The sequence below is a fragment of the Ruegeria sp. CDSC085 genome, assembly GCF_059610465.1.
This window is the reverse complement of sequence record NZ_JBXWNR010000002.1, coordinates 494,816-519,821: the sequence shown is the minus strand read 5'-3', so window position 1 is coordinate 519,821 and position 25,006 is coordinate 494,816. Positions and strand designations below refer to the sequence as shown.

The 25,006-nt window shown below is 56.0% G+C and carries 26 protein-coding genes; 16 read left to right on the top strand and 10 right to left on the bottom strand.

Annotation, left to right across the window (positions count from 1 at the left end; all coding sequences use genetic code 11):
- Positions 1 to 9: 9 nt before the first annotated feature.
- The 3 genes from AC2FJB_RS06010 to AC2FJB_RS06000 all read right to left on the bottom strand — a co-directional run bounded on the left by AC2FJB_RS06010 (position 10) and on the right by AC2FJB_RS06000 (position 2,839).
- Positions 10 to 912, bottom strand: coding sequence for an EamA family transporter (locus tag AC2FJB_RS06010; protein WP_496720284.1), 903 nt, complete (start codon positions 910 to 912; stop codon positions 10 to 12).
- A 90-nt stretch (positions 913 to 1,002) separates the two neighbouring features.
- A complete protein-coding gene (ftsY, locus tag AC2FJB_RS06005; protein ID WP_299896020.1) occupies positions 1,003 to 2,142 on the bottom strand; it encodes a signal recognition particle-docking protein FtsY in 1,140 nt (379 codons plus the stop codon).
- Between the two features lie 58 nt (positions 2,143 to 2,200).
- Positions 2,201 to 2,839 (bottom strand): lysoplasmalogenase, encoded by a 639-nt coding sequence (locus tag AC2FJB_RS06000; protein ID WP_496720286.1) that lies wholly within the window; start codon positions 2,837 to 2,839, stop codon positions 2,201 to 2,203.
- Between the two features lie 155 nt (positions 2,840 to 2,994).
- Here AC2FJB_RS06000 and AC2FJB_RS05995 point away from each other — a divergent pair, with 155 nt between their 5' ends.
- The gene (locus tag AC2FJB_RS05995; RefSeq protein ID WP_117872792.1) at positions 2,995 to 3,375 is read left to right on the top strand and encodes a hypothetical protein; all 381 of its coding nucleotides are present in this window, start codon (positions 2,995 to 2,997) and stop codon (positions 3,373 to 3,375) included.
- Here the strand turns inward: AC2FJB_RS05995 and AC2FJB_RS05990 are convergent, their stop codons facing one another.
- Together AC2FJB_RS05990 and xseA are read right to left on the bottom strand one after the other, a co-directional pair.
- Positions 3,376 to 3,738, bottom strand: coding sequence for a glutathione binding-like protein (locus tag AC2FJB_RS05990; protein ID WP_496720287.1), 363 nt, complete (start codon positions 3,736 to 3,738; stop codon positions 3,376 to 3,378).
- 281 nt (positions 3,739 to 4,019) lie between these two features.
- The gene (gene xseA, locus AC2FJB_RS05985) at positions 4,020 to 5,504 is read right to left on the bottom strand and encodes an exodeoxyribonuclease VII large subunit (protein ID WP_117869368.1); all 1,485 of its coding nucleotides are present in this window, start codon (positions 5,502 to 5,504) and stop codon (positions 4,020 to 4,022) included.
- A gap of 75 nt (positions 5,505 to 5,579) precedes the next feature.
- Here xseA and purD point away from each other — a divergent pair, with 75 nt between their 5' ends.
- On the top strand, positions 5,580 to 6,848 hold the full coding sequence (gene purD, locus AC2FJB_RS05980; protein ID WP_496685264.1) for a phosphoribosylamine--glycine ligase: 1,269 nt from the start codon (positions 5,580 to 5,582) through the stop codon (positions 6,846 to 6,848).
- Between the two features lie 106 nt (positions 6,849 to 6,954).
- Here purD and AC2FJB_RS05975 read toward each other — a convergent pair whose 3' ends face one another.
- Complete coding sequence (locus AC2FJB_RS05975; RefSeq protein WP_299896035.1) at positions 6,955 to 7,995, bottom strand: LacI family DNA-binding transcriptional regulator; 1,041 nt, start codon at positions 7,993 to 7,995, stop codon at positions 6,955 to 6,957.
- A 97-nt stretch (positions 7,996 to 8,092) separates the two neighbouring features.
- Here AC2FJB_RS05975 and AC2FJB_RS05970 point away from each other — a divergent pair, with 97 nt between their 5' ends.
- The 6 genes from AC2FJB_RS05970 to AC2FJB_RS05945 all read left to right on the top strand — a co-directional run bounded on the left by AC2FJB_RS05970 (position 8,093) and on the right by AC2FJB_RS05945 (position 15,389).
- Complete coding sequence (locus AC2FJB_RS05970; protein WP_299639265.1) at positions 8,093 to 9,604, top strand: tripartite tricarboxylate transporter permease; 1,512 nt, start codon at positions 8,093 to 8,095, stop codon at positions 9,602 to 9,604.
- On the top strand, positions 9,601 to 10,071 hold the full coding sequence (locus AC2FJB_RS05965; RefSeq protein WP_117869364.1) for a tripartite tricarboxylate transporter TctB family protein: 471 nt from the start codon (positions 9,601 to 9,603) through the stop codon (positions 10,069 to 10,071). Before AC2FJB_RS05970 ends, AC2FJB_RS05965 begins: the two co-directional genes overlap by 4 nt.
- Before the next feature lie 47 nt (positions 10,072 to 10,118).
- Complete coding sequence (locus AC2FJB_RS05960; protein WP_496717244.1) at positions 10,119 to 11,081, top strand: tripartite tricarboxylate transporter substrate binding protein; 963 nt, start codon at positions 10,119 to 10,121, stop codon at positions 11,079 to 11,081.
- Positions 11,082 to 11,142: 61 nt separating this feature from the next.
- Entirely contained in the window at positions 11,143 to 12,546 is a 1,404-nt protein-coding gene (gene sauS / locus AC2FJB_RS05955; RefSeq protein WP_496717245.1) for an acylating sulfoacetaldehyde dehydrogenase, read from the top strand.
- Complete coding sequence (locus AC2FJB_RS05950; protein WP_117869361.1) at positions 12,543 to 14,042, top strand: AMP-binding protein; 1,500 nt, start codon at positions 12,543 to 12,545, stop codon at positions 14,040 to 14,042. The genes sauS and AC2FJB_RS05950 overlap by 4 nt, the downstream gene beginning before the upstream one ends.
- A gap of 324 nt (positions 14,043 to 14,366) precedes the next feature.
- Positions 14,367 to 15,389, top strand: a complete 1,023-nt coding sequence (locus AC2FJB_RS05945; RefSeq protein ID WP_496717247.1) for an alpha/beta hydrolase — start codon at positions 14,367 to 14,369, stop codon at positions 15,387 to 15,389.
- Positions 15,390 to 15,566: 177 nt separating this feature from the next.
- Here AC2FJB_RS05945 and AC2FJB_RS05940 read toward each other — a convergent pair whose 3' ends face one another.
- From AC2FJB_RS05940 to AC2FJB_RS05930, 3 genes are all read right to left on the bottom strand, one after another.
- Complete coding sequence (locus AC2FJB_RS05940) at positions 15,567 to 15,908, bottom strand: hypothetical protein (protein WP_496717248.1); 342 nt, start codon at positions 15,906 to 15,908, stop codon at positions 15,567 to 15,569.
- A 144-nt stretch (positions 15,909 to 16,052) separates the two neighbouring features.
- On the bottom strand, positions 16,053 to 16,289 hold the full coding sequence (locus AC2FJB_RS05935) for a hypothetical protein (protein ID WP_496717249.1): 237 nt from the start codon (positions 16,287 to 16,289) through the stop codon (positions 16,053 to 16,055).
- Complete coding sequence (locus tag AC2FJB_RS05930; protein WP_496717250.1) at positions 16,280 to 16,924, bottom strand: plasmid recombination protein; 645 nt, start codon at positions 16,922 to 16,924, stop codon at positions 16,280 to 16,282. Before AC2FJB_RS05930 ends, AC2FJB_RS05935 begins: the two co-directional genes overlap by 10 nt.
- A gap of 128 nt (positions 16,925 to 17,052) precedes the next feature.
- Between AC2FJB_RS05930 and AC2FJB_RS05925 the strand changes: the two genes are divergently transcribed.
- Positions 17,053 to 17,277, top strand: coding sequence for a hypothetical protein (locus tag AC2FJB_RS05925; protein ID WP_496717251.1), 225 nt, complete (start codon positions 17,053 to 17,055; stop codon positions 17,275 to 17,277).
- Positions 17,278 to 17,403: 126 nt separating this feature from the next.
- Positions 17,404 to 17,580, top strand: coding sequence for a hypothetical protein (locus AC2FJB_RS05920; protein ID WP_162896785.1), 177 nt, complete (start codon positions 17,404 to 17,406; stop codon positions 17,578 to 17,580).
- A gap of 461 nt (positions 17,581 to 18,041) precedes the next feature.
- Here the strand turns inward: AC2FJB_RS05920 and AC2FJB_RS05915 are convergent, their stop codons facing one another.
- Positions 18,042 to 18,755: a GntR family transcriptional regulator gene (locus tag AC2FJB_RS05915; RefSeq protein ID WP_496717252.1), complete on the bottom strand. Its 714-nt coding sequence runs from the start codon at positions 18,753 to 18,755 to the stop codon at positions 18,042 to 18,044.
- 230 nt (positions 18,756 to 18,985) lie between these two features.
- Between AC2FJB_RS05915 and AC2FJB_RS05910 the strand changes: the two genes are divergently transcribed.
- From AC2FJB_RS05910 to AC2FJB_RS05885, 6 genes are all read left to right on the top strand, one after another.
- Positions 18,986 to 20,173 carry an ABC transporter substrate-binding protein gene (locus AC2FJB_RS05910; protein WP_496717254.1) on the top strand — a complete coding sequence of 396 codons (1,188 nt, stop codon included), beginning with the start codon at positions 18,986 to 18,988 and terminating at the stop codon, positions 20,171 to 20,173.
- A 94-nt stretch (positions 20,174 to 20,267) separates the two neighbouring features.
- Positions 20,268 to 21,137, top strand: a complete 870-nt coding sequence (locus tag AC2FJB_RS05905; protein WP_299896066.1) for a branched-chain amino acid ABC transporter permease — start codon at positions 20,268 to 20,270, stop codon at positions 21,135 to 21,137.
- 19 nt (positions 21,138 to 21,156) lie between these two features.
- The gene (locus AC2FJB_RS05900) at positions 21,157 to 22,128 is read left to right on the top strand and encodes a branched-chain amino acid ABC transporter permease (RefSeq protein WP_117869353.1); all 972 of its coding nucleotides are present in this window, start codon (positions 21,157 to 21,159) and stop codon (positions 22,126 to 22,128) included.
- Positions 22,125 to 22,907: an ABC transporter ATP-binding protein gene (locus tag AC2FJB_RS05895; RefSeq protein ID WP_117869352.1), complete on the top strand. Its 783-nt coding sequence runs from the start codon at positions 22,125 to 22,127 to the stop codon at positions 22,905 to 22,907. Before AC2FJB_RS05900 ends, AC2FJB_RS05895 begins: the two co-directional genes overlap by 4 nt.
- Before the next feature lie 3 nt (positions 22,908 to 22,910).
- Positions 22,911 to 23,633: an ABC transporter ATP-binding protein gene (locus tag AC2FJB_RS05890; RefSeq protein WP_117869351.1), complete on the top strand. Its 723-nt coding sequence runs from the start codon at positions 22,911 to 22,913 to the stop codon at positions 23,631 to 23,633.
- A gap of 7 nt (positions 23,634 to 23,640) precedes the next feature.
- Positions 23,641 to 24,318, top strand: coding sequence for an aspartate/glutamate racemase family protein (locus AC2FJB_RS05885; RefSeq protein ID WP_117869350.1), 678 nt, complete (start codon positions 23,641 to 23,643; stop codon positions 24,316 to 24,318).
- Positions 24,319 to 25,006 lie beyond the last annotated feature (688 nt).

Below are 25,006 nucleotides of genomic sequence, written 5' to 3'. Positions count from 1 at the left end.
TCCTGCTGCTTACCCGCCCATTTCAACTATTACGGCGCCAAGTGCAATCAATGCCATCAAGGCAATGCGTCTTGGACCAACGGTTTCCTTTAGCACAAGCCAGCCGATCAGCGCCGCAAAGACTGTCGAGGTTTCGCGCAGAACAGCTGCTTCACCTACCTTGTCCAGCCGGGTGGCCAGCATGATTGCCCCGAAGGACAAAGGGGCGATGATACCACCAGCGAAGCCGCGTAACATCAGCGGACCAGGCGCAGGTCTGTGCGCCATCGCGCGCCACCTGAGAAATGCGTAGATCGGCATGGCCGCGCCGTCGATCATGAAGAACCAGGCCAGAAAGGTGAACGGATCGGTGGTAGCGCGAATGCCATAGGCGTCATAAGTGGTATACAGGGCCACAAACAGACCTGTGATGATCGCCAGTGTTAGTGCGATCCCCAGCGTATCCCTGTTGGTTTCAAGGAACCTTAAATTGTAGGCGGCCAACCCGAATATCCCTGCCAGCAACGTAGCTACGCCCAGCCATTGAACAGCCGAGAATGCTTCACCGAACAAAAGATAGGCGCCGATGACAGTGAACAGCGGACCCGTCCCGCGCACCACAGGATAGACGACGGTGTAAGAGCCTTTGGTGTATGCCATGGCCTGCAGGGTCTTATAGGCAATGTGGATCAGCCAGACGAGTGCGAAGATCGGCCACATATGAGGTTCGGGCCATGGGACCACGAAAAAGGCGAAAGGGGCTGCCATAAGGCAATAGCAGGCGTCGATTGCACCTCGGGACAGCCACGGGTCATGCCTGCCTTTTTGCAATGCACCGAAGACCGCGTGCAGGAAAGCCGCCATCAAAGCCAGCGCCAATGCCAGCTGGTGTCCGGCCTCGGTGCCTTCGAGAGAGATCAGCCAGTCGCTCAAATTCGCGGACCTTTTTCGGAGCGGAGAAGTTGGGGGGCTGTCTGCCCCCCACACCCCCCGAGGATATTTTGGGCCAGATGAAGCCTCGGATCAGCTTTTGTCGAGACCGGTGAGGGCGGCGGCGAATTCTTCCGGGTCGAAAGGGGCAAGGTCATCGATCTGTTCGCCGACGCCGATCGCGTGGATGGGCAACCCGAATTTGTCTGCCAGCGCAACAAGAACACCGCCTTTTGCCGTGCCGTCCAGCTTGGTCATGACCAGACCGGAAACGTCCGCCAGATTACGGAACGTTTCCACCTGGCTCAGCGCGTTCTGACCGGTGGTGGCGTCGAGTACGAGCAAAGTGTTGTGTGGAGCGGTGTCATCAACCTTGCGGATGACGCGAACGATTTTGGCCAGTTCCTCCATCAGGTCGGTGCGGTTTTGCAGGCGGCCTGCAGTATCAATCATCAGCAGATCGGCGCCCTCTGCCTGTGCACGGGTCAGCGCATCAAAGGCAAGGCTGGCGGGATCCGAGCCTTCGGGTGCAGTCAGAACCGGAACTCCGGCGCGATCGCCCCAGACCTGCAACTGTTCTACGGCCGCAGCGCGGAAGGTGTCGCCGGCGGCGATGATGACCTTTTTGCCGGCCTCTTTGAACTGGCTTGCCAGTTTTCCAATTGTCGTGGTCTTGCCTGAGCCGTTGACGCCGACGACCAGCACAACTTGTGGCCGTTTGGGATAGATCGGCAGAGGTTTGGCCACAGGCTCCATCACGCGGGCGACTTCCTGGGACAGAAGTTGCTTGATCTCTGTGGTCGACAGTTTGCGGCCAAAGCGGCCTTCAGCCATGTTCGACGTGACACGCAAGGCCGTGTCGACGCCCATGTCCGAGGCGATCAGCAGCTCTTCCAGCTGCTCCAGCATGTCATCATCCAGTGTGCGGCGCATTTCCGTGACGGCGCCTCGATTGAACAGGCGGTTCAGGATACCTTTGGATTCAGGGATTTCCGGAGGTGGAGCGACGGGGGTGGGGTCAGCCGGGATCGGCGTGGGCGGTTCAACTGGTTGCGGGGCCGGGGCTGGGTCCGGTACTTCAGGGACTGGTTGCGGTTCGGGTTGTGGTTCAGGGATCAGCGGGTCGGGAGCCGTAGTTTCCTCGCCACCATCCTCGACGATGGCTTCCAGCCCCTCTTCAAGACGAGATGAAGATTTGAACAGCTTGTCCTTAAGCTTTGAGAAAAACGCCATACTTGGTCTCCACAGGTGTTCCCTTCACCTAATGCGGATTTGCGGCAGTTGCAAAGGGTCACGCGAACGCAAGGACAAAGCCGAATTGCGCGCCCCAGTAGAGGGGCCACACCAGATAAGGCGTTACCTTGAGGGCAGGGTGGTTCGGCGGCAGCAGAAACTTCTCGGTTGCGAGGATCAGATCTGAGGCGATGAAGGCCATGGCTGCGGGAAAGGCCCACCGCAGCGGGCTAACATCCGGCAGTGCCAGCACAGTGATCCCCATTCCAAGAATGATCGGGATATAGGCCAGAACGGGCCCTTTCAGGTCTCCGGCGCGGGGCGCAAGCATCGTGGCCATGATGATGCCAAGAATGATCAACGACCATACAATCGCTGGTGCGTTCCAAATCAGCGCAACGGAACTGGTCGGATGAGACAGGAACAGAGCGATATAGGCCAGATGCCCGGCGGCAAAAGCGGCGATGCCCGCCATGAACGTGGCATCTGTTTCGCGTGACAGCATAGCGTCGCCGGACGCGCACAGAACGAGCGCAAGAACCAACAGCCAAGGCCCACCGTGCAAGACGGCTATGACCGCCAACAGGACGACTGAAGCGGTTTTCAGCACGGTGCGCAAAGATCCGGCAGGTCGGGAGGTCAGTGGCAGATAACCAAGGGCGCAGCCAAAGGCGATCCAGAACAGTATGGTTGTCATGTCTTCTCCTCGCCGGTTCAGAATAATCTGATCTTGGACGTGGCGTGAAATCAACCGCTTACGTTGAGTTAAGCGCCTTGTGATGACCCCGATCCAACAGGCGAATGGCGTGACCGGACCGCTTCTGACAAAATGGAAACATGTTCAGATCCATGATGATTCTCGCAACCTTTGCCGCACAATCCGTGGCGGCACAAACGCCTTTGTCGGGCCCGGAATTCGACAAGTATACGCGGGGAAAAACTCTTTTCTACGGGTTCGACGGGCAGGTTTACGGGGTTGAACGGTACCTTCCGAACCGTCGTGTGATCTGGTCTTTTCTCGACGGGAATTGCAAGGAAGGTATCTGGTACCAGCGGGATGAGCAGATTTGTTTCCTCTACGAAGACAGGCTGGATCCGCAATGTTGGGTCTTTACCCAATCAGGTGGCGGGCTGATCGCGCAGTTCGAGGGTAATCCGCAAGCGACCGAACTGTATGAGGCAGAGGATCTTGGGGAGGAAATGGTATGCTACGGGCCCGACGTTGGTGTTTGATCAGCTTCGGCGCAGCTCCTCATAGCTGATCATGACATGGGTCTGGTAAGCTAGCCTTTCGGTCAGCGCGTCATAGCACCGGCGCAAATTGGGCAGTGATGTACGTGATATATCGATGTCATAGTAGCGATAGTGAACGTGTCCCATCTGGATATCGGCCAAAGTCAGACAAGAGCCGCACAGGAACGCCTGTTCAGGCAGTTGCGCATTGGCGATTACCAGCGTGCTTTCAAGCGCTGTCACGGCTTTTTTGATTGCATGGTGGTCGCGCTCTGCCTCCGGTGTCCGCACGATCCGCCAGAAAACAGGTGCCGTGAATACCATCGCGACGTTGATTTTGGCCCATTCCGCCCACTTGTCCACTTCGGCTTGCCGGGTCGGGTCGCGTGGTCAGAAATCACCCTCACCATACGCGGAGACCAGATACCGCAGGATTGGGCCCGTCTCCCAAAGCGGGGGCGTTCGCTATCCTGTATCACCGGGATGGTGCCGTTTGGGTTAAGTTTGCGAAAGCCATCCTTGTTCAGCCCGCCGAACCTGTGCCCCACATCGTGGCGTTGAAAACCTAGTGCCAGCTCACCTACGCACCACATCAGCGCCTGTACATTCGATGGTGTTCTTCGGCCCCAGATGGTCAGCATGGCCTAGAACAGCGATCCTTGATCCGGGGCGCCCGGTTTGGGTTTCTTCGAAGACGGTTTCGCGGCCGCGCCGGTGCTGAGAATGCCATCGGCGAATTCGATCTCAAGCGCCGTTTGTTTGGCGGCCTGGGCCTTGGTGGTGATCACATTTCCCTCGGCCCGGACGACCGCGTATCCGCGGTCCAAAGTGGCCTTGTAACTCAACGTCTCGCGCAGGCGATCCGTCGCTTCGAGTTGCTGTTTGAGGCGATCCAACCGTGCGGTTTGGGCCGTATGCATTCGATCGCCAAGACGATTGAGGTTTTGCCGCTGCTGGTCGATTTCCTTTTGGATTGGTCGCAGGGACAGGCGCGAGGACAGGTTGTGCAGTGATTCTCGTCGTGCAGATACCAGACTGCGCAGGGTTGAGGGGCGCAGATGGGCAGACAGTTCCACCACTTGAAGGCGACGGTTCTGCACCCCGCGTATCAAGGCGGGTGTGAGGCGATCTGCAATCAAATCAAGACGTTGTCTCGGAGAGTTCAACAGACTGTCCGGGCGCGGAAGCGCGCGGGACAGATCGTGCAGCCTTTGCGCTCGGCGTTGGACTGCGTCAGTTGCGGCCCGTGACAAGCGTGCGCCTTGCTCGCCAGTCCAGGCGAGCAACTCCATGCGGACGGGGACGGCCAGTTCGGCGGCTGCGGTGGGCGTTGGAGCGCGCTGGTCCGAGACGAAATCTATCAGGGTGGTATCGGTCTCGTGCCCAACGGCCGAGATCAACGGTATGTCCGACGCGGCGGCGGCGCGCGCGACGATCTCTTCATTGAAACCCCAGAGATCTTCGATTGATCCGCCGCCGCGGGCCACGATGATTAGATCGGGCCGGGGCAACGCGCCGCCGGGTGTCAATTGGTTGAAGCCTTCGATGGCGCGGGCAACCTCAGAAGCGCAGTTTGCTCCTTGTACGGCCACGGGCCAGATCAGCACCTTGCGTGGGAACCTGTCCCTGAGTCGATGCAGAATGTCGCGGATTACTGCGCCTGAGGGGGATGTGACCACGCCAATAACCTGTGGCAGGTACGGCAGGGGTTTTTTGCGTTCGGGCGCGAATAATCCTTCGACCTCAAGCTGCTTCTTGCGCTTTTCCAGCAACGCCATCAGCGCGCCCTGACCAGCAACGGAAACCTCGTCGACGTTCAGGTTGTATTTGGATTGTGCCCCAAAAGCAGTAAGGCGACCGGTGACGACGACCTCCAACCCTTCTTCCGGCACAACGGACAGACCTGCAACCTGCCCTTTCCAGGTGGTGCAGGCCAAAACGTTCCGGTCATCCTTGATGTCATAATAAAGGTGCCCGGATCGCGCCTTGAACACGCGCCCAACCTCACCCCGGACGCGGATTCGCCCGAACGAGCCTTCGAGCGTCCGTTTCACCTCACCGGAAATTTCGGACACTGTGTATTCAGGGGTGTTTTGGCCCGGAATCGGGTCATCAAGCAGGTCGGACATTTCAGCGCCTTGTTTCAAATGCTCACCCAGCTTAGAACGCCGCGCAGGCAAGGCCAAGCAGATCGGAGAGCTTTCATGAATATCCTCATTCTCGGCAGCGGAGGGCGCGAACACAGCCTGGCATGGGCAGTGCTGCAAAACCCCAAATGTGACCGCCTGATCGTTGCGCCGGGGAATGCGGGGATCGCTCAGATCGCTGACTGTGCCACTCTTGATATTGAAAACGGCGGTGCTGTTGTCAGCTTTGCCGAAGAAAACGCGATTGATTTCGTGATTGTCGGGCCCGAGGCGCCTTTGGCGACCGGTGTGGCTGATCGCTTGCGCGAAGCCGGAGTTCTGGTTTTTGGGCCCTCAGCCGAGGCAGCGAAGCTGGAAGCGTCGAAAAGCTTCACCAAAGAAATCTGTGACGCGGCCAAAGCCCCCACTGCAGCCTATGCCCGTTTCACCGAGGCAGAGCCTGCCAAAGCTTATATCCGCGAACAGGGCGCGCCAATTGTGGTCAAGGCCGATGGGCTGGCCGCAGGCAAGGGCGTGATCGTTGCGATGGACGAAAAGACCGCACTGGACGCCATTGACGACATGTTCGGCGGTGCTTTCGGCGGTGCGGGCGCGGAAGTCGTGATTGAAGAGTTCATGGATGGCGAAGAAGCCTCGCTGTTCGTTCTGTGCGATGGAGAGAACATTCTCTCTGTCGGCACGGCCCAGGATCACAAACGGGTAGGAGAAGGCGATACTGGCCTGAACACCGGCGGAATGGGGGCGTATTCTCCGGCTCCGGTTTTAAGTGAACAAGTAGAAGCGCGCGCGATGGAAGAGATCGTGCGCCCTACGATCGCCGAGATGAAGCGCCGGGGAACGCCGTTTCAGGGGGTTCTTTATGCAGGGTTGATGATCAAGGATGGGCAGCCAAGGCTGGTTGAATACAACGTCCGCTTCGGTGATCCGGAATGTCAGGTGTTGATGATGCGTATGGGCGCGCAAGCGATGGACCTGATGCACGCCGCTGCCGAAGGCAGGTTGGATGAGGTGCGGGTGAATTGGGCGGATGACCATGCCATCACGGTCGTGATGGCGGCGAATGGCTACCCTGGCGCTTATGAGAAAGGCACTGCGATCAAAGGGTTGAACGCGCTGCCTGAAGACAGCCGAAACATGGTATTCCACGCGGGAACGAAGACTGTGGAAGGGCAGGTTGTGGCCTCGGGCGGGCGTGTCCTGAACGTGACCGCGCGTGGAAACACGTTGAAGGAGGCGCGCGACCGGGCCTATGAAATGGTTGAAGGTGTGGATTGGCCTGAAGGGTTTTATCGGCGCGATATCGGATGGCGTGCATTGGATGGTTGACGGGATAGGGGGCACTGCCAAGCCGTCGATTGCACTTTTGTATGGCACTACCTCGCACTTGACAGCTTGGGCCAAAGCTGTGTTCGCCAAGATGTCCAGGACCGTTTCAGGTGTTTGCCATTCCAGATGGAGTCGCGGTGGAATCCCGAACTAATACACTGAGTTCGTAATTTGTCGCCGTTGTACCCGCGCTTTTTCCAGTAACGGCGTCCGCTATTTGCTTTGCGGCCAAAGCTCCAATTCGTTTGGCCGGAATGCGGATGGTTGAGAGTGACGGTTCGATTTCTCCCGATCCTTTGAAATCGCCGATCCCCATTATTGAAAGTTCTCCAGGCACAGCAATGCCCAAGTGTTTCGCGGCATAAAGCACGCCTTGAGCAATAATGTCATTACCGCACAAAATGGCACTGGGGCGCGGAGACTTCCCCAACAACGACAGGGTAGCGCGTTTTGAGTCCGCAATGCTGTAGGGGGCCTGCAGTTGCCACTCTTCCGGCACCTTGATCTTTTTCCGCCGCAGCTCTGAGAGAGCTCCGTGCAACCGATCGTGAGCTCGGTCGTTTCCAGCAAGGTCGGGAAAGACAAGGCCGATGTCGCGGTGGCCGAGATCCAACAGGTGACACGCGGCCAAGCGGCCAGCCTCTGAATTTTGAACCCCTACGCAAGATAATCGTGCGTCGTCGGCATAGTTCCAGATTGCAACAGTTGGCACCCCCTGCTGTTCGATTAGTTGATGGGTGGCGTCCGAGTGTTCCAACCCGATAAGCGCCAGCCCATCGACACGGTGTTCCATCAGTTTGCGCAGCATTTTGTATTCGCGATCCAAATCGAAACCGTGAGATGCAATAAGCATCGTGAAACCGTACTGATCCAGCCCATCAGAGAAGGACTGGATCAATTCGGCAAAGATCGCGTTGTCAATTGTTGGCACGACCAGTCCGATGGTGCCACTGCGCCGCCCATGCATCACCTGCGCCGCGCGATTGCGAATATAGCCCAGTTTCTGCACCGCTCGATCAATCTTCTTGCGAGTCGCCGGTTTGAGAAGATCAGGGTGATTGAAGCTTCGCGAGACCGTCGAGATGGAAACCCCTGCCGCTTTCGCAACAGCGACGATATCAGGTTTATCTTTTTGTTTTCGGGCCATTATTCACACTTATTCGGCTAAAAAATGAAAACATTTGCAAAACTATTTTCATCTCTTAGCCTGTGATGTCAACGTGAGAAAACCATCAGGTGGAACTTTGGAATTCCTTTATTACTTCGGAGATGTCTTCACACCGATCTCTTTTGGCTTGTTGCTTTTGGGGACGATTGGTGGGCTGATTTTGGGGGCAACCCCCGGACTATCACCGACAATGGCAGTGGCCCTTTTAATCCCCTTCACCTTCCACCTGGCACCCGTTCAGGGACTGATCCTTTTGGGAGCGGCCTATACATCCACAGTGGCAGGTGGCGCGGTCAGCGCCATCCTTCTTAAAATTCCCGGTGCACCTGCAAACATCGCAACGACGTTGGACGGTCACACCATGGCCAAGCAAGGCAAAGGGGCTCAAGCGTTGCAGCTCAGCTTCCTAGCTTCGGCAGTCGGGGGCGTGATTGGTGTTCTGCTGTTGATCTTCCTGACACCCGTACTGGCGCAATGGGCGCTGGCATTCGGTCCCAGTCACCTGTTCTGGCTCGCCATCCTTGGCGTCACTGTAATCGGTTCGCTGGACAGCGCTTCGGTGGTGAAGGGCCTTCTGTCCGGTTGCATCGGCCTCTGGCTTGCGACCATCGGATTTGACGACATCATGGGCGCGCAGCGGTTTATTTTTCACCCAGCATTGGGTGGCGGTATCAACATCATTGCGGCGCTCATCGGGTTGTTTGCCATTCCCCAGGTACTGACCATGTTCGCAAAAGGCCGCAAAGCTGCAAATGCTGAAGTGATCGAGGTCGAGAAACATTCGATCATGGATGCGGTGCGCGAGCTTCTGCGCCGTCCTCGCGCCCTTAGCATTGGTACCATCACAGGTTCGGTCATTGGGCTTATTCCAGGCGTCGGAGGTCAAATCGCAGGTCTTGTCGCCTATGACCAAACCAAAAAGTTCAGCCCGGAACGCGATAAATTTGGCAAGGGCCACAGTGAAGGTGTGATCGCAGCAGAAAGCGCGAACAACGCCATGGTCGGCCCAAGCCTTGTGCCACTTCTGACGCTGTCGATCCCTGGTTCGCCCACGGCAGCAGTGCTGCTGGGTGGTCTGCTGATCCACGGAATTTTTCCGGGCACCGATCTCTTTGACAATCATCCGGATGTGGCGTGGACCTTTATCAACTCGATGCTGATCGGTCAGGTGCTCATGTGCATCTTCGGCCTTTATGTGGCTGGCCTTGCCGCCCGGGTTGCACAGGTGCCGCAAAGCGTTATGGCGGCCGTTGTTCTGGGGCTCGCCGTCTTCGGCAGCTACTCGGTCCAGTCCAGCATGGGCGACGTTTACGTCATGGCCGCATTGGGCGTTATGATGTACTTCCTTGAACGCTTCGGCTTCTCGGCCGCGCCGCTGGTGCTTGGCCTGATCCTTGGCCCGATTGCCGAAGCAAATTTCATCCAAGGGTCAATGATTGCCGGAGCCACTGACGGGATGGCGAGCTATTTCCTGACTGGCACGCTGAACATCGTCCTAATTGCCATCGTGATTGCATCAATTGCTTATTCAGTCTGGATGGAACTTCGCAGCCGTCGCTACACCTCTAAAGAGGAGATCATGGGATGAGCCAAATCAGTCTTCCACGCGTTCAACACATTGTGGCGTCCGGCATTATTGCGGCGGTCGGGATGTGGGTGGCATGGGTAAGCTATACGCAACAGCCTGCCGAAGCCTTCCTGTTTCCGCGTTTGATTTCGACCGTCTTCGTCGTCTTGGCATTGTGGACATTCGTCAAAGCGATCCTTGGTTGGACAAAGGTGGGAAATGGCGTTTCGCGCAAAGATTTCGTGTGGCTTCTGCCAGGCCTGACCATCGCGCTTGTCTACATTTTCTGGGCCGCCAAGGCGTTGGGTTTCTACACCGCGGGTACGATCACGTTTTTCTTGCTTCTCAGCTTCTACGACCCGGCGCCACATGACGAAGCCAAGACCTGGGTCAAGCGCGTGATCATCACCGCAGGGTTTCTGGCGGTGATGTACGGGCTCTTCGCCCTGCTGCTCAAAGTCTACACACCGCGAGAGATATTTTTCTGAAAAAGACCGCGCAAAGCGGCGATCAAAAATCCAAGGGAGGATCTAACATGAAACATTTACTGGCAGGCGCCGCATTGGCGCTAATGTCCCTGACCGGTGGCATGGCCATCGCCGAGGATTACCCGGAACGCCCCATCATGATGATGGTCAGCTATGGTGCTGGCGGGGCCACTGACTTCCAGGCCCGCATTGTCACCATGACGGCAGGCAATGAAGATGCGCTTGGTATGCCCATTGCGATCATCAACAAACCCGGCGCTGGTGGGCGGGTTGGCTGGAACTGGTTTGCAACCCAGGCCGAGGCTGATGGCTATACGCTCGGGGCATACAACATTCCGCATTTCATTGCGCAGTCGATTAAGGGCGGTGTCGAATACTCGGCGGACAGCTTTGAACCGATCGCCAACTGGGGCGCTGACCCCGCGGTATTTGTGGTGGCCAAGGACAGCCCGTTCAACTCCATGGAGGACGTGGTCACCTACGCCAAGGAAAACCCCGGGAAACTGACGTTCTCTGGGGCAGGTCTATTTGTTGGACACCACATTGCCGCCTTGCAACTTGAGAAAGAAGCAGGTGTTAAAATGGCATATATCCCGACCAAAGGTGGCGGTGCGGCAGCAATGAAAGCTGTGATAGCGGGTGACGTCATGGGCGGCGTGAATAATCTGTCAGACGCATTCCGTGCACAGGAAGCGGGCAACGTCAAAATCCTTGGCGTGTTTGATCTGGAACGCAATGAGTTCCTGCCTGACGTCCCGACGTTAAAAGAGCAGGGCTTTGACATCGACAACGCCAGCGTGAATTTCCGCGGTGTCATGGTGCCCAAAGGAACGCCGCCAGAGGTCATCGACAAACTGGCCGCAACCGTACCCGAGATGTTCAAGAACTCGCGTGTGGCGGGCAAAATGAAAGCAGGCGGTTCGCCCATGCACATTATGACCCGTGAAGAGGTTCAGGAAATGTGGGCTGCGCGTCGGGAAACACTGAAAGAGCTTCTGGCAGGTCTTTAACGAGTGGCAGAGTAATGGATAGGGCGACCCGTGCCCTATCCTCTTCCATAGGAATTTCGCGATGAATGCACATGATGATATTGCTCAATTGAGCAGGGTTGTGGCTCGAGCGCGCGCCGCTCAGAAAGCTTACGAGACGGGTGCCGACCAAAGGCGCTATGACCGCGCAGCCGAAGCTGCCGCTTGGGCGATTATGGAGCCTTCTCGCAATCGGGCTTTGGCCGAACTTGCAGTCGCGACAACCGGGCTTGGCAATGTGCCCGACAAGATCATCAAGAACCATCGCAAGACACTTGGCTTGATGCGCGACATCAAGGGCGTGAAAACGCACGGGATTATCAGCAACGACGCCTCCACCGGCATCACCGAAATCGCGCGCCCCATCGGGGTGGTGGGCGCTGTGGTGCCCTCGACCAACCCTGCAGCCACGCCTGCCAACAACATCATTAACGCATTGAAGTGTGGCAACGCGGTGGTTGTTGCCCCTTCGCCCAAAGGTGTGGCCAGCTGCGAGTTGCTTTTGTCCAACGTTCATGCCGAATTTGACAAGCTGGGGCTGAATCATGATCTGGTTCAGATGGTCCCAGCGCCCGGCTCCAAGGTCAAAACTCAGGCCATGATGGAGCTGTGCGACCGGGTGATTTGCACAGGCAGCCAGAACAATGTCCATCGTGCCCAGACCTGCGGTACACCCGCTGTAGCCGTGGGCGCAGGCAACGTTACGGTTATCGTTGACGAGACCGCCGACCTGAAGGCTGCTGCTCAGAAAATTACCGCTTCCAAGACGTTCGACAACGCAACTTCTTGTTCGTCTGAAAACTCGATGATCGTTGTGGACGCGATCTATGAGGATTTCATTGCGGCGCTCGCCAATGAAGGTGGGGCGCTGGTGGAAGACGAAGCTCAGATTGTTTCGAAGCTTTGGCCCGACGGCCATCTGAACCGAGAAGTCATCGCGCAGGATGCCGACAAGATGATTGCGGCGTTAGGTCTGTCTGATCAGGTGCCCGAAGACACAAAGTTCCTTGCGGTCGAAACCAAAGGCATCGGCCCGGATCATCCGCTGTCCGGCGAAAAGCTAAGCCGCGTTGCCGCGCTTTACCGCGCGAAGGACTACGAGGACGCGCGAGCTATCGCGGCGCGCATTCTGGACTATCAAGGGGCAGGACATTCCATCGGCATTCACACTGCAGATGACGCGCGTGCGGTGGCATTGGGTACCTTGATGCCAACCTGCCGTGTCATCGTCAATCAGGCGCACACTTTCGCGACCGGTGGCTCATTCAACAACGGCATGCCCTTCTCGCTTTCGATGGGATGCGGCAGCTGGGGGGGCAATGCGATTGATGAGAACCTGCATTGGAAGCACTTCATCCAAACCACCAAGATCGTTCGGGAAATTCCACCTATCGAACCCACCGTCGAAGACATCTTCGCAGATTACTGGGCGGATGCAGGGGAATGAAGGTGGATGATCATACGCCGCCAAACGGCACCGTCCGCGACTGGCTAGATGACCGGGCAAGCACCGACGGTGATCGCGACGCCTATTTGTTTTTTGACGGCGAGCCTGCGCTGACTTGGTCGGATTTGCAGAGCAAAGCAAAACAACTTGCGCAACAATTGACGGCGTTGGGACTGAATAAAGGGACGAGCGTCGCAATCCTGCAGCCAAACGGTCGCAAGGCAATCGAATGCCTTTACGGAGTGCTTTACGGCGGGTTCCGTGCGACGGTGATCAACCTCGTCGCGGGAGACGAGGCTATAGGATATGCGCTGGATCACTGCGAAGCGCGCATTGCACTTGTCGGCGAGGCCCAGGTCAATTTGTTCGAAAGGGTAAGCCCGACGAGAATGTCTCGGCTCACAGAAGCAGGTGACAACAAAGCCCCGGTATTACACCGGCTTGAGCCTGCAGACGACGCACTACTAATGTACACATCGGGGACAACCGGACGCCCCAAAGGTGTCGTGCACAGCCACGCGAGCTTGTTGGCAGGCGGTTGGACACCAACCGTGGCCCACAGGTTGACGCCAAGCGATCGCGGTCTCTGCGTATTGCCAATTTACCACATCAACGGCTTGTGCGTAACGGTCATCAGCGCATTGGTCTCTGGCGGATCATTGGCGGTGGCCGAGAAGTTTTCAACCAGCAAGTTTTGGGACCAGTGCGAAGAAGCGAAGGCGACATGGTTCTCTGTCGTGCCGACAATCATCTCGCACCTGCTCCACTCTGACATAACCCCGTCACCCAACACCCGGGATCGGTTACGCTTCGGCCGTTCAGCGTCATCCCCGCTTGCACCCGATGTGCAAACTGCATTCGAAGCCCGTTTCGAAGTGCCGATTGTTGAAACCATGGGCCTGACCGAAACCGCCGCCCAGATACTATCGAACCCATTGCCGCCGGGCATTCGCAAAATTGGCTCACCGGGCAAGGCGTTTGGCAATGAGGCATGCATCCTGTCGCCTGATCTGATTCCTCTACCACCTCATCTGCAAGGCGAGATCGCTGTGCGTGGACCAAACGTCATGCGCGAGTATCTCAAGAACCCCGACGCAACCGGCGAAACCTTCACCTCGGACGGGTGGCTTCGAACAGGTGACTTGGGCCATATCGACAACGACGGGTATTTCTTTGTCACCGGTCGACTGAAGGAACTGATTATCAAGGGCGGGGAAAACATTGCCCCTCGTGAAATCGACGAAGCATTGTATTCGCATCCTGACGTAATTGAAGCCGCCGCTTTTGCTCGCCCGTGCAAAACTTATGGTGAACGTGTGGAGGCGGCCGTTAAATTGTGTGATGGCTCCACGTTGTCGTCCGAACAACTTGTCGAGATTTGTGTCCAAAAGCTCGGCGCGTTCAAATCTCCAGACACGGTTTATTTACTGGAAGAATTGCCGAAAGGCCCATCCGGTAAGATCCAAAGGATCAAACTGCCTGAGATGACGCGGTGAGGGTTGAATTCTCGACACAAGTAAGCATCGAGTAGAACGAGTTGTGATGAGGCGCGCACAACTCATTTCAACCTGCCGCCGTTCGGGACTATGAGGGCGGTCTACGAAAGTTAGCTGACATTCGGACAGACAATGCGAATATCAGCTTCGTCCGCATAGCGGTCGCTCATGCCAAGTGCAGCGAATGACCGCAATGAGCCCCATGGGGGTCGTAGAATTTGTCGCTGGACTCGAGCTGTATTGATTGTAGCGTTCTACGCAGACCGTCGGAAAAAACCTGCATACTTGCAGTGTAGTCTTGGCATTTTAATGGGAGCATCTTTTATGGAAATTTCGAAACGCCTTTCAGGACTTTTCACGAAAGCATGTGTTGCCGTGACGGTTTTCGCGTCGTCTGCATTGGCTGATGGAGAATTTGGCTACGAAGTTGAGTTGGATGTGCCTTATGGAAAAGGCGTGATTAGTTCAGACGGGGCGTTGGTCGAGCGCGACCTGCTGCTGGATGTTTACACACCTTCGCCAAACAATGCCGATTATACCGCATCCATTTCGAATACCGACACGCTCAAGCCCGCTGTCATCCTGATCCATGGCGGGGGCTTTCAACGTGGAGGGCGGCGTCAAGCGCCATATACGGAATTTGATGCGATCCACGACCGCATGGAAGACTATGCTCATTTGCTCACACCAATGGGCTACGTTGTCTTTGTTGTCGAGTACCGTTTGGCCCCGGAGTTGCCAGAACCAGAAATGGCCTTGGATGCAGATTGGGTGGTGACGATAGAAGAGGATTTAACAGACGCGGGAATGCGACGCGTCAATTTTGCCCGAGGTTCACTGGGTCTTGGCCCCCTCGAAGGAGACGAAGGCAAAGTTGTTGTTTGGAAAACCATCCTTTCTGCGGCAGAAGATTTGGAAAAAGCAGTTAACTTCGTCCGTTCTTCGTCTGAGCGGTTCGGAATTGACCCGGAAAGAATTGCGCTAGGTGGTCACTCTGCTGGCGCGGCAACAGTCATTAACACTGCGCATGGCCTTGATGCGCCTGTAACGGCCATTTTTCCATTGTCACCGCCTCTTTCAGCGATTGATCTGTCCAAGACCGTCACGACGGCGGACGAGACACCGACACTGCATGTCATTTCACAATACGATGAACCCGCCGTCTTGGAAAAGGCCCCTGGCTTCACTGCGGCAATGCGTAATGCAGGCGCGGACTATGAATTGGTTTGGATCCCCGGGTTTCCCCATTTCTATCCTCACAATACGCCCTCACTCGGTGACGATGGAACACGACAAGCCTTGAGCGCGCGTTTGATTGACTTTCTTGACAAGCATCTGAGGCAGTAGGGCCTACCGGCGAATTTCGAAGGGCAGTTTTGTCCGCATTGCCGACCCTGGAGGAGGGCGACGTGAAGGTCCGCTTTAGACACTGCGAGCACCCCGAATAGCCAAAGCGGCAAAAAAAACACATTGAAGAAGGGCACGGATTGATCCGCGCCCTTTTTCTGTTCGTTTTGGGTGCCTTTAGCCGCTTACCCCTTGGGTTCCGGATCTGGTCTTGCCATCACCTTCGGCTTGCTCTTTTTTAACCCCCCGCAGTTTCTCGACTTCTTGGTCGATGCCTGCTGGGCGCAGCGGATGACGCTGTATCTTTTTTACGGCGCCGATTTTTGCAACGGCTTCAAAGAGTACGAAGACTTTGCGCCCGAAGGCATCGTCTTCCGTCGTGGCTTCAAGGAATGTAGGCAGCGTATTCGCAAAGGCCTCCATGATTTTTGCGGTGTCCTCGGCTTGCGCTTTGCCGATGTCTGCAATGATTCCGAGCGCGCGAAATTGCGCCGAGGAGAGGTTTGTCAGTAGATGCATGAGAAGTCCCTCTTGTTTAACATAATTTTTTGAGAGCACTTGCTCCCTGTGAAAGCCGGTGGGGGCTTCTCGCCGCCACCGACACTCATCACGTATGTTCGTTGGTCTTTAGCGAGAAAAAAGTTTGAGGGGAGTTTGACACCTTTAAACCTCGGGATCCTTGTTTTGCCCTGGTTGGTGCCATTTATTGATCGCGCGCTTGAGTGTCGTGATGCGCCCCACCAGTGACCGACGCGCTTTGATGATCTCTTTCTTCGCGCGGTCCGGAAGGGATGCCGACGCTGCGACAATCGCGTCATCCGCCGCTTTGATCTCTTCAAAATGCGCCTGCACCTCAGCTTGGGCTTCCTGCCATGCCTCCTCGCGGGCTTTTATGCGCAATGCAAAAATGCTCTTCCAAACAAGCGCGCGGCGAAGGATTTGCCATTAGGCTGTGTCATCTCCGCCAGCGTTTTGGGGTCGCCCTCCGCGACGGCCTTTGCGGTCTGTATTACGGTCGCGGCTTGGTTCTCGCGTTTGCCTAAGTGGGCTTCACGCTCTGTCAGCTGCCATTCTTTCTCTTCCCGCCATTTGCGCGGGCTAACGTGCTCCACATACTCCGGAAGGCTCGCGAGTCCCTCGTTCTCATTGGCGCTTGATGTCTGATCTTTGCGATGCTGATGCACTGTGTCTCGCAATGCCTGCTTGCGCCGCTCTCCGCGCTTCAATCCAAGCTCTGCAAACCAATCTCCAACGCTGTCCTGCGCCTTCTCATAGTCCTTGATCAGCGGATGCACCGATGGCTGCAGCATCTTGCGCCCGTCTTTGGTTTGTGAGCGCGGCAACACAACCGAGTGGATACGATAGGTGGTCTCATCAAGATCAGCCCGTGCGAGAATGACATCATCTCCAAAGCTGTCTTTGAGCCACGCCACAGCCGCTTGCTCAAATTGGTCCTGGCGACTCTCACCAAACAGGTGGTCTATGTTGTCGTGATCAAACGCTGCAAACCAGTCCTTGCGCGCTGTGATGATCACCTCACGCAGAGGACCATGACGCGTTGCACGCCATACAAAGTGCCAATGCCGCGCGCCGTCTTGCGGTGCGGATAGCCTAGGAGAAGATTTTCTCTGCGCGAGACCTCGATGCGTTGGAGTGTATGCTGTTGCGGCTGATCGAAGTTGTCGACACTGGACGGCGCACCGAGTTTATCTCAGATGAGAACCACGTGCCCGGCGGCTACCATATCGAAGAGTTGGAGCCGAAGGCGCGGGATCTGGACAACAAAATCCAGCCCCTGATGTCGTTGCGCACAACCCTGCAAACACTCGGCCGATTGCGTCGATCCGAGCAAATCGCGCTGACGCTGCGCGGCCAGGATATGACCTGACCTGCAACGATCCGGAGGCGCAAAGGCGCTTTCGGATCAAACCATCCAAACTGTTTTCTGCAAAAATTCCGTCGGTCCCAAGTTCCGACTGCCACTCACGGCTGACACCAACACAGGGACCCCGACATGGACAGTACACCCCTTCAGTTCACCGCTCAGGCCGTCAACGCGCCACAGGGCGCAAACAACCAAACACAGATCGCCCTGCGCGGTCTGCTCAAGCTGATGGCGCGCGCCGAGGTGCAAGCCATCGCGTCGCAACCCGCCGCCAATTTGAACCACCCCATCAAGGAAACGCCATGACTCTCCGCGCCGTCGTTTATGCTCGTTGTAGCTCAGACTTGCAGAAATCCGTCTCGAGGAAGAGCAGGGCTATCTGGCGATGCTCATCGACAAGATCACGCTGATGCCGGAAAAGGGAGCGCAAAACGGGTTGCAAGCCGAGATGCATCTCAGAAGCGGGGCATTGTTGGGTGGCAGCTCCGAGGACGAACCCGTTGTTGTCCCCTGTTGAGAGTGAGGGCGTGGAAGCGGGCGGGAAGAAGACATTCGCTGCTGACGCATAAATTGCCAGGCACTGAGTTAGAAGCGGACTTTCAAGTTATCAAACGTTCGATCAGTTGAAAACGGGCCACGGCCAATTTAGAGCTATACGATGAGCTTGTGCAATGAAGCGCCCTGAAGGTTACGAGATGATTGAATGCCGCAGATTGTGTGCCCACGAGCGACGCCAAAAAATCCTGCGGCACGACCCCAAATGCGAGTTACATTCGCCCGCTTAATATCTTCGCCAAATCAGGTTCTGTCTTTTGGGTTTGTTCGAGGTCCAGCGAATTCTGAACATGAAGAATATGGTGACGTATGGCGTCTTCGGCCGCTTGCGGCTGGCCATCTGCAATCGCGTCAATGATCGAAGTATGTTCGTCATCCGGGCAGGTGGCATTGCGGTTTGATCCGAACAGGGCAACGATCAGTGAAGTGCGGGTGACCAACTCTCGCAGAACGCGGGTCAGAACCGAGTTCTTGTGACATCGCGCCAGTTCGACGTGAAAGGCACCTGAAAGACGGATCATTTCAGTCCTGTCATCATCACTTCGTGCAATCTCTTCTTTCTCGACATGCGCACGTAGGGCTTGAACACCCTCATCACTGATGCCACGCGCCAGTTCTCGCACGATGCCAGTTTCAATCATCAGACGGGCAACAAAGACCTCGCGGGCCTCATCGGCGCTGGGGCAGGCAACATACGCACCACGATTGGAACGCAGATCGACGATCCCCTGGCTACTTAGCAGCAACAGCGCGCGGCGCACGCGCATTCGGCCGACGCCGAAGGTCTCACACAATGCCAGTTCGCTCAGCTTGGTTCTGGGAGCCAGTTTCTGCTCCATCACCGCAGAATAGATCCGATCAACGATCATTTGTTCATCAGGATCGGTTCGCAGGGTGCCTAGCTTGTCTTCAGATTCGTCCGTCATCTCGTCTCATTCCGGTGGGGTAAGCCTGAAATTTGTTAATAGCTGCAAGGCTTTCTTCTTACAATATATCGGAGTTTTGTTGACAATATCAATATTTCGCACAACAAAAAGTGTTGACAGAAATTGTTAACAATGCAGAACTTGACGCGTTCACCGGGATTCGACCGATGAAACAGTCTATTTTTGCAAGCGCCCGAAAGAGGCGCCGATACCTCAGTAGGGAGGAAATAATGAAACGCAGAACTCTGATGAAATCATCGGCTGCTTTGGCGCTGGCCGCATCCGTGCTTGGATCGGCCGCCTGGGCCGAGAACCCGGTCCTTAAGATAGGCTTTGTTGGCGTGACCTCTGGTCCGGCGGCGGCCTGGGGCATTTCCAATCAGCGCTCGATGGAAGCGCGAGCTGAATGGATCAATGAGGCTGGTGGTTACAAAATTGGTGACACCACCTACGATATCGAAATCGTCTCGTTTGACGATCAGAAAGACCCCAAGCGCGCCATCGCCGGTATGGAAAAGATGGCGCAAGAAGGTATCCACTATGTGGTCGGCCCCAACGTGGATGACGGTGCCGCAGCGGTGCGTCCGGTCGCCGAAGCGCAAGGGATAATGTACTTCCCCTATGCCTTCCCGAAAGAGCTGTACTCGGCCCCCGCATCGAATGCCGTTCTGGGTATGGTTGCCAATTATCAGTCCGGTCCCGCGATCTATAAATACCTCAAGGATGAAAAGGGCGTGAAGTCTGTTGCTTTCGTCGCCGCGAACGAGTCCGATCCGCTGAGCCAGCGGGATGGCGGTATCGAAGCGGCCAAGGCGTTGGGGCTTGAGGTTGTTTCCGACAACGTGACTTATCAGGTGGACACCACCGATTTCACGCCGGTGTTGACCCCGGTTATGCGCACGCAGCCGGACTTGCTGGTTCTGTCCGGCGTTTCCCCGGCCAATGCGCCTCAGCTGATCCGTTCAGCGCGCGAGCTCGGGTTCCAGGGTATCATCTCAACCGAAACCGCGCAGGATGCGACGGTTCTGCGTGAAGGGGCAGGCGATCTGGCCAATGGGTTCATTTCGGTTGGCGGCGCGTCAACGCCCGAGATAGCATCGGATGACATGAAGGAATTCGTCAAACGCTATACTGATATGTTCGGCGAATATAACGACGAGTCCAACACCAAGGTCTATGCGTTGGAGTACATTCTGGCGACGTTGAATGCCAACCCGGCTGGTATCGAGGATGTCGCGGCGTTCCAAACCACGATGGACACGTTCGAGGCCCCCAACCCGTTCATGAAGGGAGACGCCAAGATGCGCTATGTGGGCACGACGTCGTTCGGGCAAAAGCGTCAGATTGCCGTTCCACTTGTCGTCAATGTCTATCAGGACGGTGCGTTTGAAACGCTCTTTGTCGCTGAAGTCGACTGAGGCAATACTCCCAACCAAGGCAAAAGCCTACCGAGCCACTGACCTCCCGGGCTGATCTCCAGCCCGGGATACCCGAACCTTACGCGGGATACTCATGGAACAGATACTAGCAAATGGCATCTATCTGGGCGCGCAATATGCGATGATCGCCCTTGGATTGACGCTGATTTTCGCCCTGATGAACGTGCTGAATTTTGCCCATGGGCAGATGTATGTTCTTGGCGGTTTTGTCACCTATACGTTTTACGGACAGCTGGGCTGGCCGTTTGTGCTGGCGCTTTTGGCGTCCTGTATCACACTTGCAGTGCTTGGCGCATTGATTGAGCGTTTTCTGTTTGCGCCGGTCATACGTCGATCTTCCCGCGAGGAGAGCACAATGCTTCTGGCGGCAGGTTTGGCGTTCTTTTTCGACGCGATCATCTTGCTGGTCTTTGGCGAGAAGCAACGCGGTGTTCCCAAAATCGTCGACGGTGTTTTCAATTGGGATTTCCGATTGATCATGCCCTATGATCGCATCCTGATCTGCGTTTTGGCCATCCTGTCGATCATCTCGTTTATCTTGTTCATGCAGTATTCCAAAACTGGCCGAGCGCTGCGCGCGCTGGCGCAAGATCGGACGGCGGCGCAGTTGATGGGGGTCAACGTTGCCCGGTATTCGATGATCGGGTTCGCCCTGGGTGCCATGCTGGCCGGTCTGGTTGGTGGATTGCTGGTGACGATCACCGGCGTCAATCTTGGCATGGGCGGACCGACCTCGATCAAAGCCTTCATGATGGTGATGATCGGAGGTGCGGGTGTGATCTCAGGCGCGATTGCGGGCGGGATTATCCTTGGCTTTCTCGAAGCCATTGGTCTGGCCGTCCTCTCGCAGTATGGCGATATCACCTATCTGCTGATTTTCGTCTCGCTGATGATTTTCCTGGCCATCCGTCCGCAGGGGCTGATGGGCAAACCGTGGGGATAACACAGTGCCGAAACTCAACATGATCCAATGGGTCGGCTTGGCTATCTTCCTGCTGACCGTCTTCATCGCAATACCTGGTTTTATCACAGCATCGGGGCGATCCGACCTGTATTATACTCTGACCTCGGTGGCGCTCTTGTCTATAGCCAGCGCAGGAGTTTGGCTAACTTTCTATATCGGGCGCATCAATATCGGTCAGGGGGCATTTGCCCTGATCGGGGCCTATGTTTCAGCCGTTTTGGTGACCAAGGCCGGTATGTCCTTTTGGCTGTCGTTGCCGCTGGCGGGGCTGTTCGCCGCCGCTGTGGCGGTTGTGATCGGGGTTCCGATCCTGCGCCTGCGCGGTGTCTACTTTGCCATGATTTCACTGGTGCTGACGCAGGTGGTCACCCTGACCGCGCTGGCCTTGCCAATTACGAATGGGGCCAAGGGTATCACCTCGATCCCGCTGCCCGGAGGGGTGTCGGTTCTGGGCCTGACCCTGATCCCGGATTTCGCGACGCTGGAAAACCCAAGGCTTGCCTTCTACTACGCCGCCAGCGTGCTGATGGTGCTGACCTTTGCCGCCATGTATCGGCTGGTGAATTCGCGGCTTGGCCATCTGTGTCGGTCGATGCAGCAGAACGAGGAGTTGGCCAGTTCTATCGGCGTCAACATCTCGTACATCCGGGTCATCGTGTTCGCGATCTCGTCCTTTCTGGGCGGTATTGGCGGGGCGATGTTCGGCTCAATCGCACAGTCGGTTTACCCTTCCAGCTTTCAGGTCGCCGACAGCGTGAACTTCATGCTGAATTGTTTCCTGGGCGGTTTGGGATATGTCTTTGGCCCAATGCTGGGCACACTGGTTCTGTATTTCGGTTGGGACCTGCTGTTTGAATTGGGTCGCTTCCAACTGTTGGCCTATTCCAGCTTGCTGATCATCCTGATGTTGGTGCTGCCCAACGGCCTGCTGAGCCTTCGCCTTCCCGGTAAAAAGGGGGCCGACAAATGAGTCATCTACTGGAAATCCGCCATGTCACCAAGAAGTTCGGCGGTTTGACCGCCAACAGCGATATCTCCTTCAATGTCAATGAAAATGAGATCCTGTCAGTGATCGGGCCAAACGGGGCTGGAAAAAGCACACTGTTCAAGATGATCTCGTCCTTTTTGCCTACAACAACGGGGGAGGTGCTGTTCAAGGGCGAAAGGATTTCGAACCTGAAGCCGCATGTGGTGGCGCGTAAAGGGGTCGTTCGCACGTTTCAGGAAACGACTATCTTCAAGTCGATGACCGTGCGCGAAAGCATCATCGTCGCGCAGCATTTGCGGGCCCGCGCCTCATTGGCGGGGTATTTCTGGGGCACCAGGATGGCGCATGAGGATGTCGACAGCTTTGGCCAATATGCCGACGATCTGATCGAATTCCTTGGCATGACCGAGATCGCCAATGAGCAGGCCTCGAACCTGCCACAAGGGAACTTGCGGGCGCTGGGAATTGCCATTGGATTGGCCACTGATCCCAAGGTCCTGCTGTTGGATGAACCCTTTGCCGGGATGAACCATGACGAAACCATGAAAATGGTCAATCTGGTGCGCAAGGTGCGCGATGACCGGGGTGTTACGGTGCTGTTGGTGGAACACGACATGCCTGCGGTGATGAATATATCCGACCGGATTGTGGTTCTAAACTTTGGCGAAATGATCGCCGAAGGGACGCCTGGGGAAATCCAGAACAACGAAAAGGTCATCGAAGCCTATCTGGGCAGCGCGGATGACGAGATCGGGATCTGAGCCATGACAAAGATGTTAGAATTCAAGGATGTCGAGCTCTACTACGACCATGTCTATGCGCTGAAGGGTGTGTCGATCGATCTGGAGCAGGGAGAAACCGTTGCGCTGATCGGCGCCAACGGTGCGGGCAAAAGCTCGATCCTGCGGGCGATCACAGGGTTGGCTCAGGTCAAGGCCGGCTCGGTTTCTTTTGAGGGTGAACAGATTGACGGTGCCAATCCGGCAGACATCGTATCCAAAGGTATTGCAATGGTGCCCGAAGGACGCCGTGTCTTTCCCTATATGACTGTGAAAGACAACCTGCTGATGGGGGCGTTCACCCGGTCGAACAAAGCAGGCATCCAGCAAACGCTGGATTCGGTCCTGGAACGGTTCCCACGGCTGAAAGAGCGCTATTCCCAATCGGCCGGCACCCTGTCGGGTGGCGAACAGCAGATGATGGTCATCGGACGTGCGCTGATGGCAAAACCGCGCCTGTTGTTGCTGGACGAGCCGTCGCTGGGCATCGCGCCCAAACTAGTACAGGATATCGCCCGTTCGATCGTGGCCATCAATCGAGATGAGGGTGTTTCTGTGCTGCTGGTCGAACAAAACTCGCGCATGGCGCTGTCGATTTCGCACCGGGCCTACGCGCTGACCACCGGTAATGTCGTAATTTCTGGAAAATCCAAGGAACTTCTGACCGATCCCCGGATCAAAGCCGCCTATCTTGGCGGAGAAGTGTGAGGATGTTGTGAAACTGCTTGTCGTCAATCCCAACACCACCAGTTCCATGACCCGAAAGATTGAGGCGGCGGCCCGGGCTGTTGCGGATCCGGAAACTGAGATCATTGCCACGAGCTCGCAAGATGGTCCGGCTAGTATCCAAGGCTATCTGGATGTTTCCACTTGCGTGCCTGGATTGTTGGACGTTGTTAAAGAACATCCGGATGCTGATGCCATTGTTGTCGCTTGTTTTGATGATACCGGTGTTGATGCGGTGCGCTGTGTCACATCGGCTCCGGTTATCGGTGTGGGCGAGGCCGCATATCACGCGGCGTCGATGATCAGTCCAAAGTTCAGCGTCATCACGACATTGTCCCGCTCTCTTGCAGGATTGGAATCGAACCTGTTGCGCTATGGTTTAGACCGCCGTTGCGTTCGTGTTCGCGCATCAGACGTACCGGTTCTAAAACTTGAGGAAAATGACCCGAACACCGTCGACAAAATCAGGGCCGAGATTCGGGCCGCTATTGATGAAGACAGGGCTGAGGCCATTGTTTTGGGTTGTGCAGGGATGACAGACTTGATGTCGCATTTGTCCGAGGAATTTGGTTTGCCGGTTGTTGATGGCGTTGTGTGTGCTGTCACCTTCGCGGAGGCGTTGGTCAAAGCCAAACTAACAACGTCGAAGCTCTGTTCTTATGCCTGATCATCACAATCGGGAACTTGCGTTGTGTCGCAAATTATCGAAGTGCGGAAAATACCCGCCCGCCAACACAGATCTCCCACAACAACAGCAATTTTGAAAAATCCAGGGATCCAAGGTATATCGAATTGCTTCATTCGGATCATGTTCGCAACCTCGATCCTATCTAACTTAGCTTTTGCATGCCCGAAGGATGTGATTCAGTACATGTGCCAAACAAGCTGATTAGCAAACCGGCAAGCGTGTTCGATCAGGATTTCAAAAATTTCAACCTGACTTCCTGTACATCGGCTGTCCATCCGAACCGCTTCAGGATCTTGTTTACTTTTCAAATATCGGTTCTGCAAAGTTCAGAGCGACCAAGATGTGCGTCTTTGTATTGGCGCGCTTCGGAACGGGTAGGGAGGCACGCTAAGATGCAAAGCAAGCGCTTCTTTGGGGTATGTCCTTCAGCTTTTGGTCTGGGTTTTGGTGACGCGCGAATGGCTGCTTTCGGGAAGCCGCATTGCAGCGAACCAATACTTCTTGGACAGCTGCAAAGGCCCGATTTTGACGTTCGCGCTTGGGCAATGCCCGATGGATCACAATCAGGGGTGACAACTTCTCGACCGCAACTGAAAGTACAACTAACGAACGGGCTAAGGTCGCTGCCCCCTCGGTTTTGCGGTCTCCCGGCGCTGTGCGCGTTCGC

What these genes read in the sequence shown, in the direction of transcription:
- ftsY (WP_299896020.1), bottom strand. Translation starts at nt 2,142, where the DNA reads ATGGCGTTTTTCTCAAAGCTTAAGGACAAGCTGTTCAAATCTTCATCT.
- AC2FJB_RS06000 (WP_496720286.1), bottom strand. Translation starts at nt 2,839, where the DNA reads ATGACAACCATACTGTTCTGGATCGCCTTTGGCTGCGCCCTTGGTTAT.
- AC2FJB_RS05995 (WP_117872792.1), top strand. Translation starts at nt 2,995, where the DNA reads ATGATTCTCGCAACCTTTGCCGCACAATCCGTGGCGGCACAAACGCCT.
- xseA (WP_117869368.1), bottom strand. Translation starts at nt 5,504, where the DNA reads ATGTCCGACCTGCTTGATGACCCGATTCCGGGCCAAAACACCCCTGAA.
- purD (WP_496685264.1), top strand. Translation starts at nt 5,580, where the DNA reads ATGAATATCCTCATTCTCGGCAGCGGAGGGCGCGAACACAGCCTGGCA.
- AC2FJB_RS05975 (WP_299896035.1), bottom strand. Translation starts at nt 7,995, where the DNA reads ATGGCCCGAAAACAAAAAGATAAACCTGATATCGTCGCTGTTGCGAAA.
- AC2FJB_RS05965 (WP_117869364.1), top strand. Translation starts at nt 9,601, where the DNA reads ATGAGCCAAATCAGTCTTCCACGCGTTCAACACATTGTGGCGTCCGGC.
- AC2FJB_RS05960 (WP_496717244.1), top strand. Translation starts at nt 10,119, where the DNA reads ATGAAACATTTACTGGCAGGCGCCGCATTGGCGCTAATGTCCCTGACC.
- sauS (WP_496717245.1), top strand. Translation starts at nt 11,143, where the DNA reads ATGAATGCACATGATGATATTGCTCAATTGAGCAGGGTTGTGGCTCGA.
- AC2FJB_RS05950 (WP_117869361.1), top strand. Translation starts at nt 12,543, where the DNA reads ATGAAGGTGGATGATCATACGCCGCCAAACGGCACCGTCCGCGACTGG.
- AC2FJB_RS05945 (WP_496717247.1), top strand. Translation starts at nt 14,367, where the DNA reads ATGGAAATTTCGAAACGCCTTTCAGGACTTTTCACGAAAGCATGTGTT.
- AC2FJB_RS05940 (WP_496717248.1), bottom strand. Translation starts at nt 15,908, where the DNA reads ATGCATCTACTGACAAACCTCTCCTCGGCGCAATTTCGCGCGCTCGGA.
- AC2FJB_RS05920 (WP_162896785.1), top strand. Translation starts at nt 17,404, where the DNA reads ATGGACAGTACACCCCTTCAGTTCACCGCTCAGGCCGTCAACGCGCCA.
- AC2FJB_RS05915 (WP_496717252.1), bottom strand. Translation starts at nt 18,755, where the DNA reads ATGACGGACGAATCTGAAGACAAGCTAGGCACCCTGCGAACCGATCCT.
- AC2FJB_RS05910 (WP_496717254.1), top strand. Translation starts at nt 18,986, where the DNA reads ATGAAACGCAGAACTCTGATGAAATCATCGGCTGCTTTGGCGCTGGCC.
- AC2FJB_RS05905 (WP_299896066.1), top strand. Translation starts at nt 20,268, where the DNA reads ATGGAACAGATACTAGCAAATGGCATCTATCTGGGCGCGCAATATGCG.
- AC2FJB_RS05900 (WP_117869353.1), top strand. Translation starts at nt 21,157, where the DNA reads ATGATCCAATGGGTCGGCTTGGCTATCTTCCTGCTGACCGTCTTCATC.
- AC2FJB_RS05895 (WP_117869352.1), top strand. Translation starts at nt 22,125, where the DNA reads ATGAGTCATCTACTGGAAATCCGCCATGTCACCAAGAAGTTCGGCGGT.
- AC2FJB_RS05890 (WP_117869351.1), top strand. Translation starts at nt 22,911, where the DNA reads ATGACAAAGATGTTAGAATTCAAGGATGTCGAGCTCTACTACGACCAT.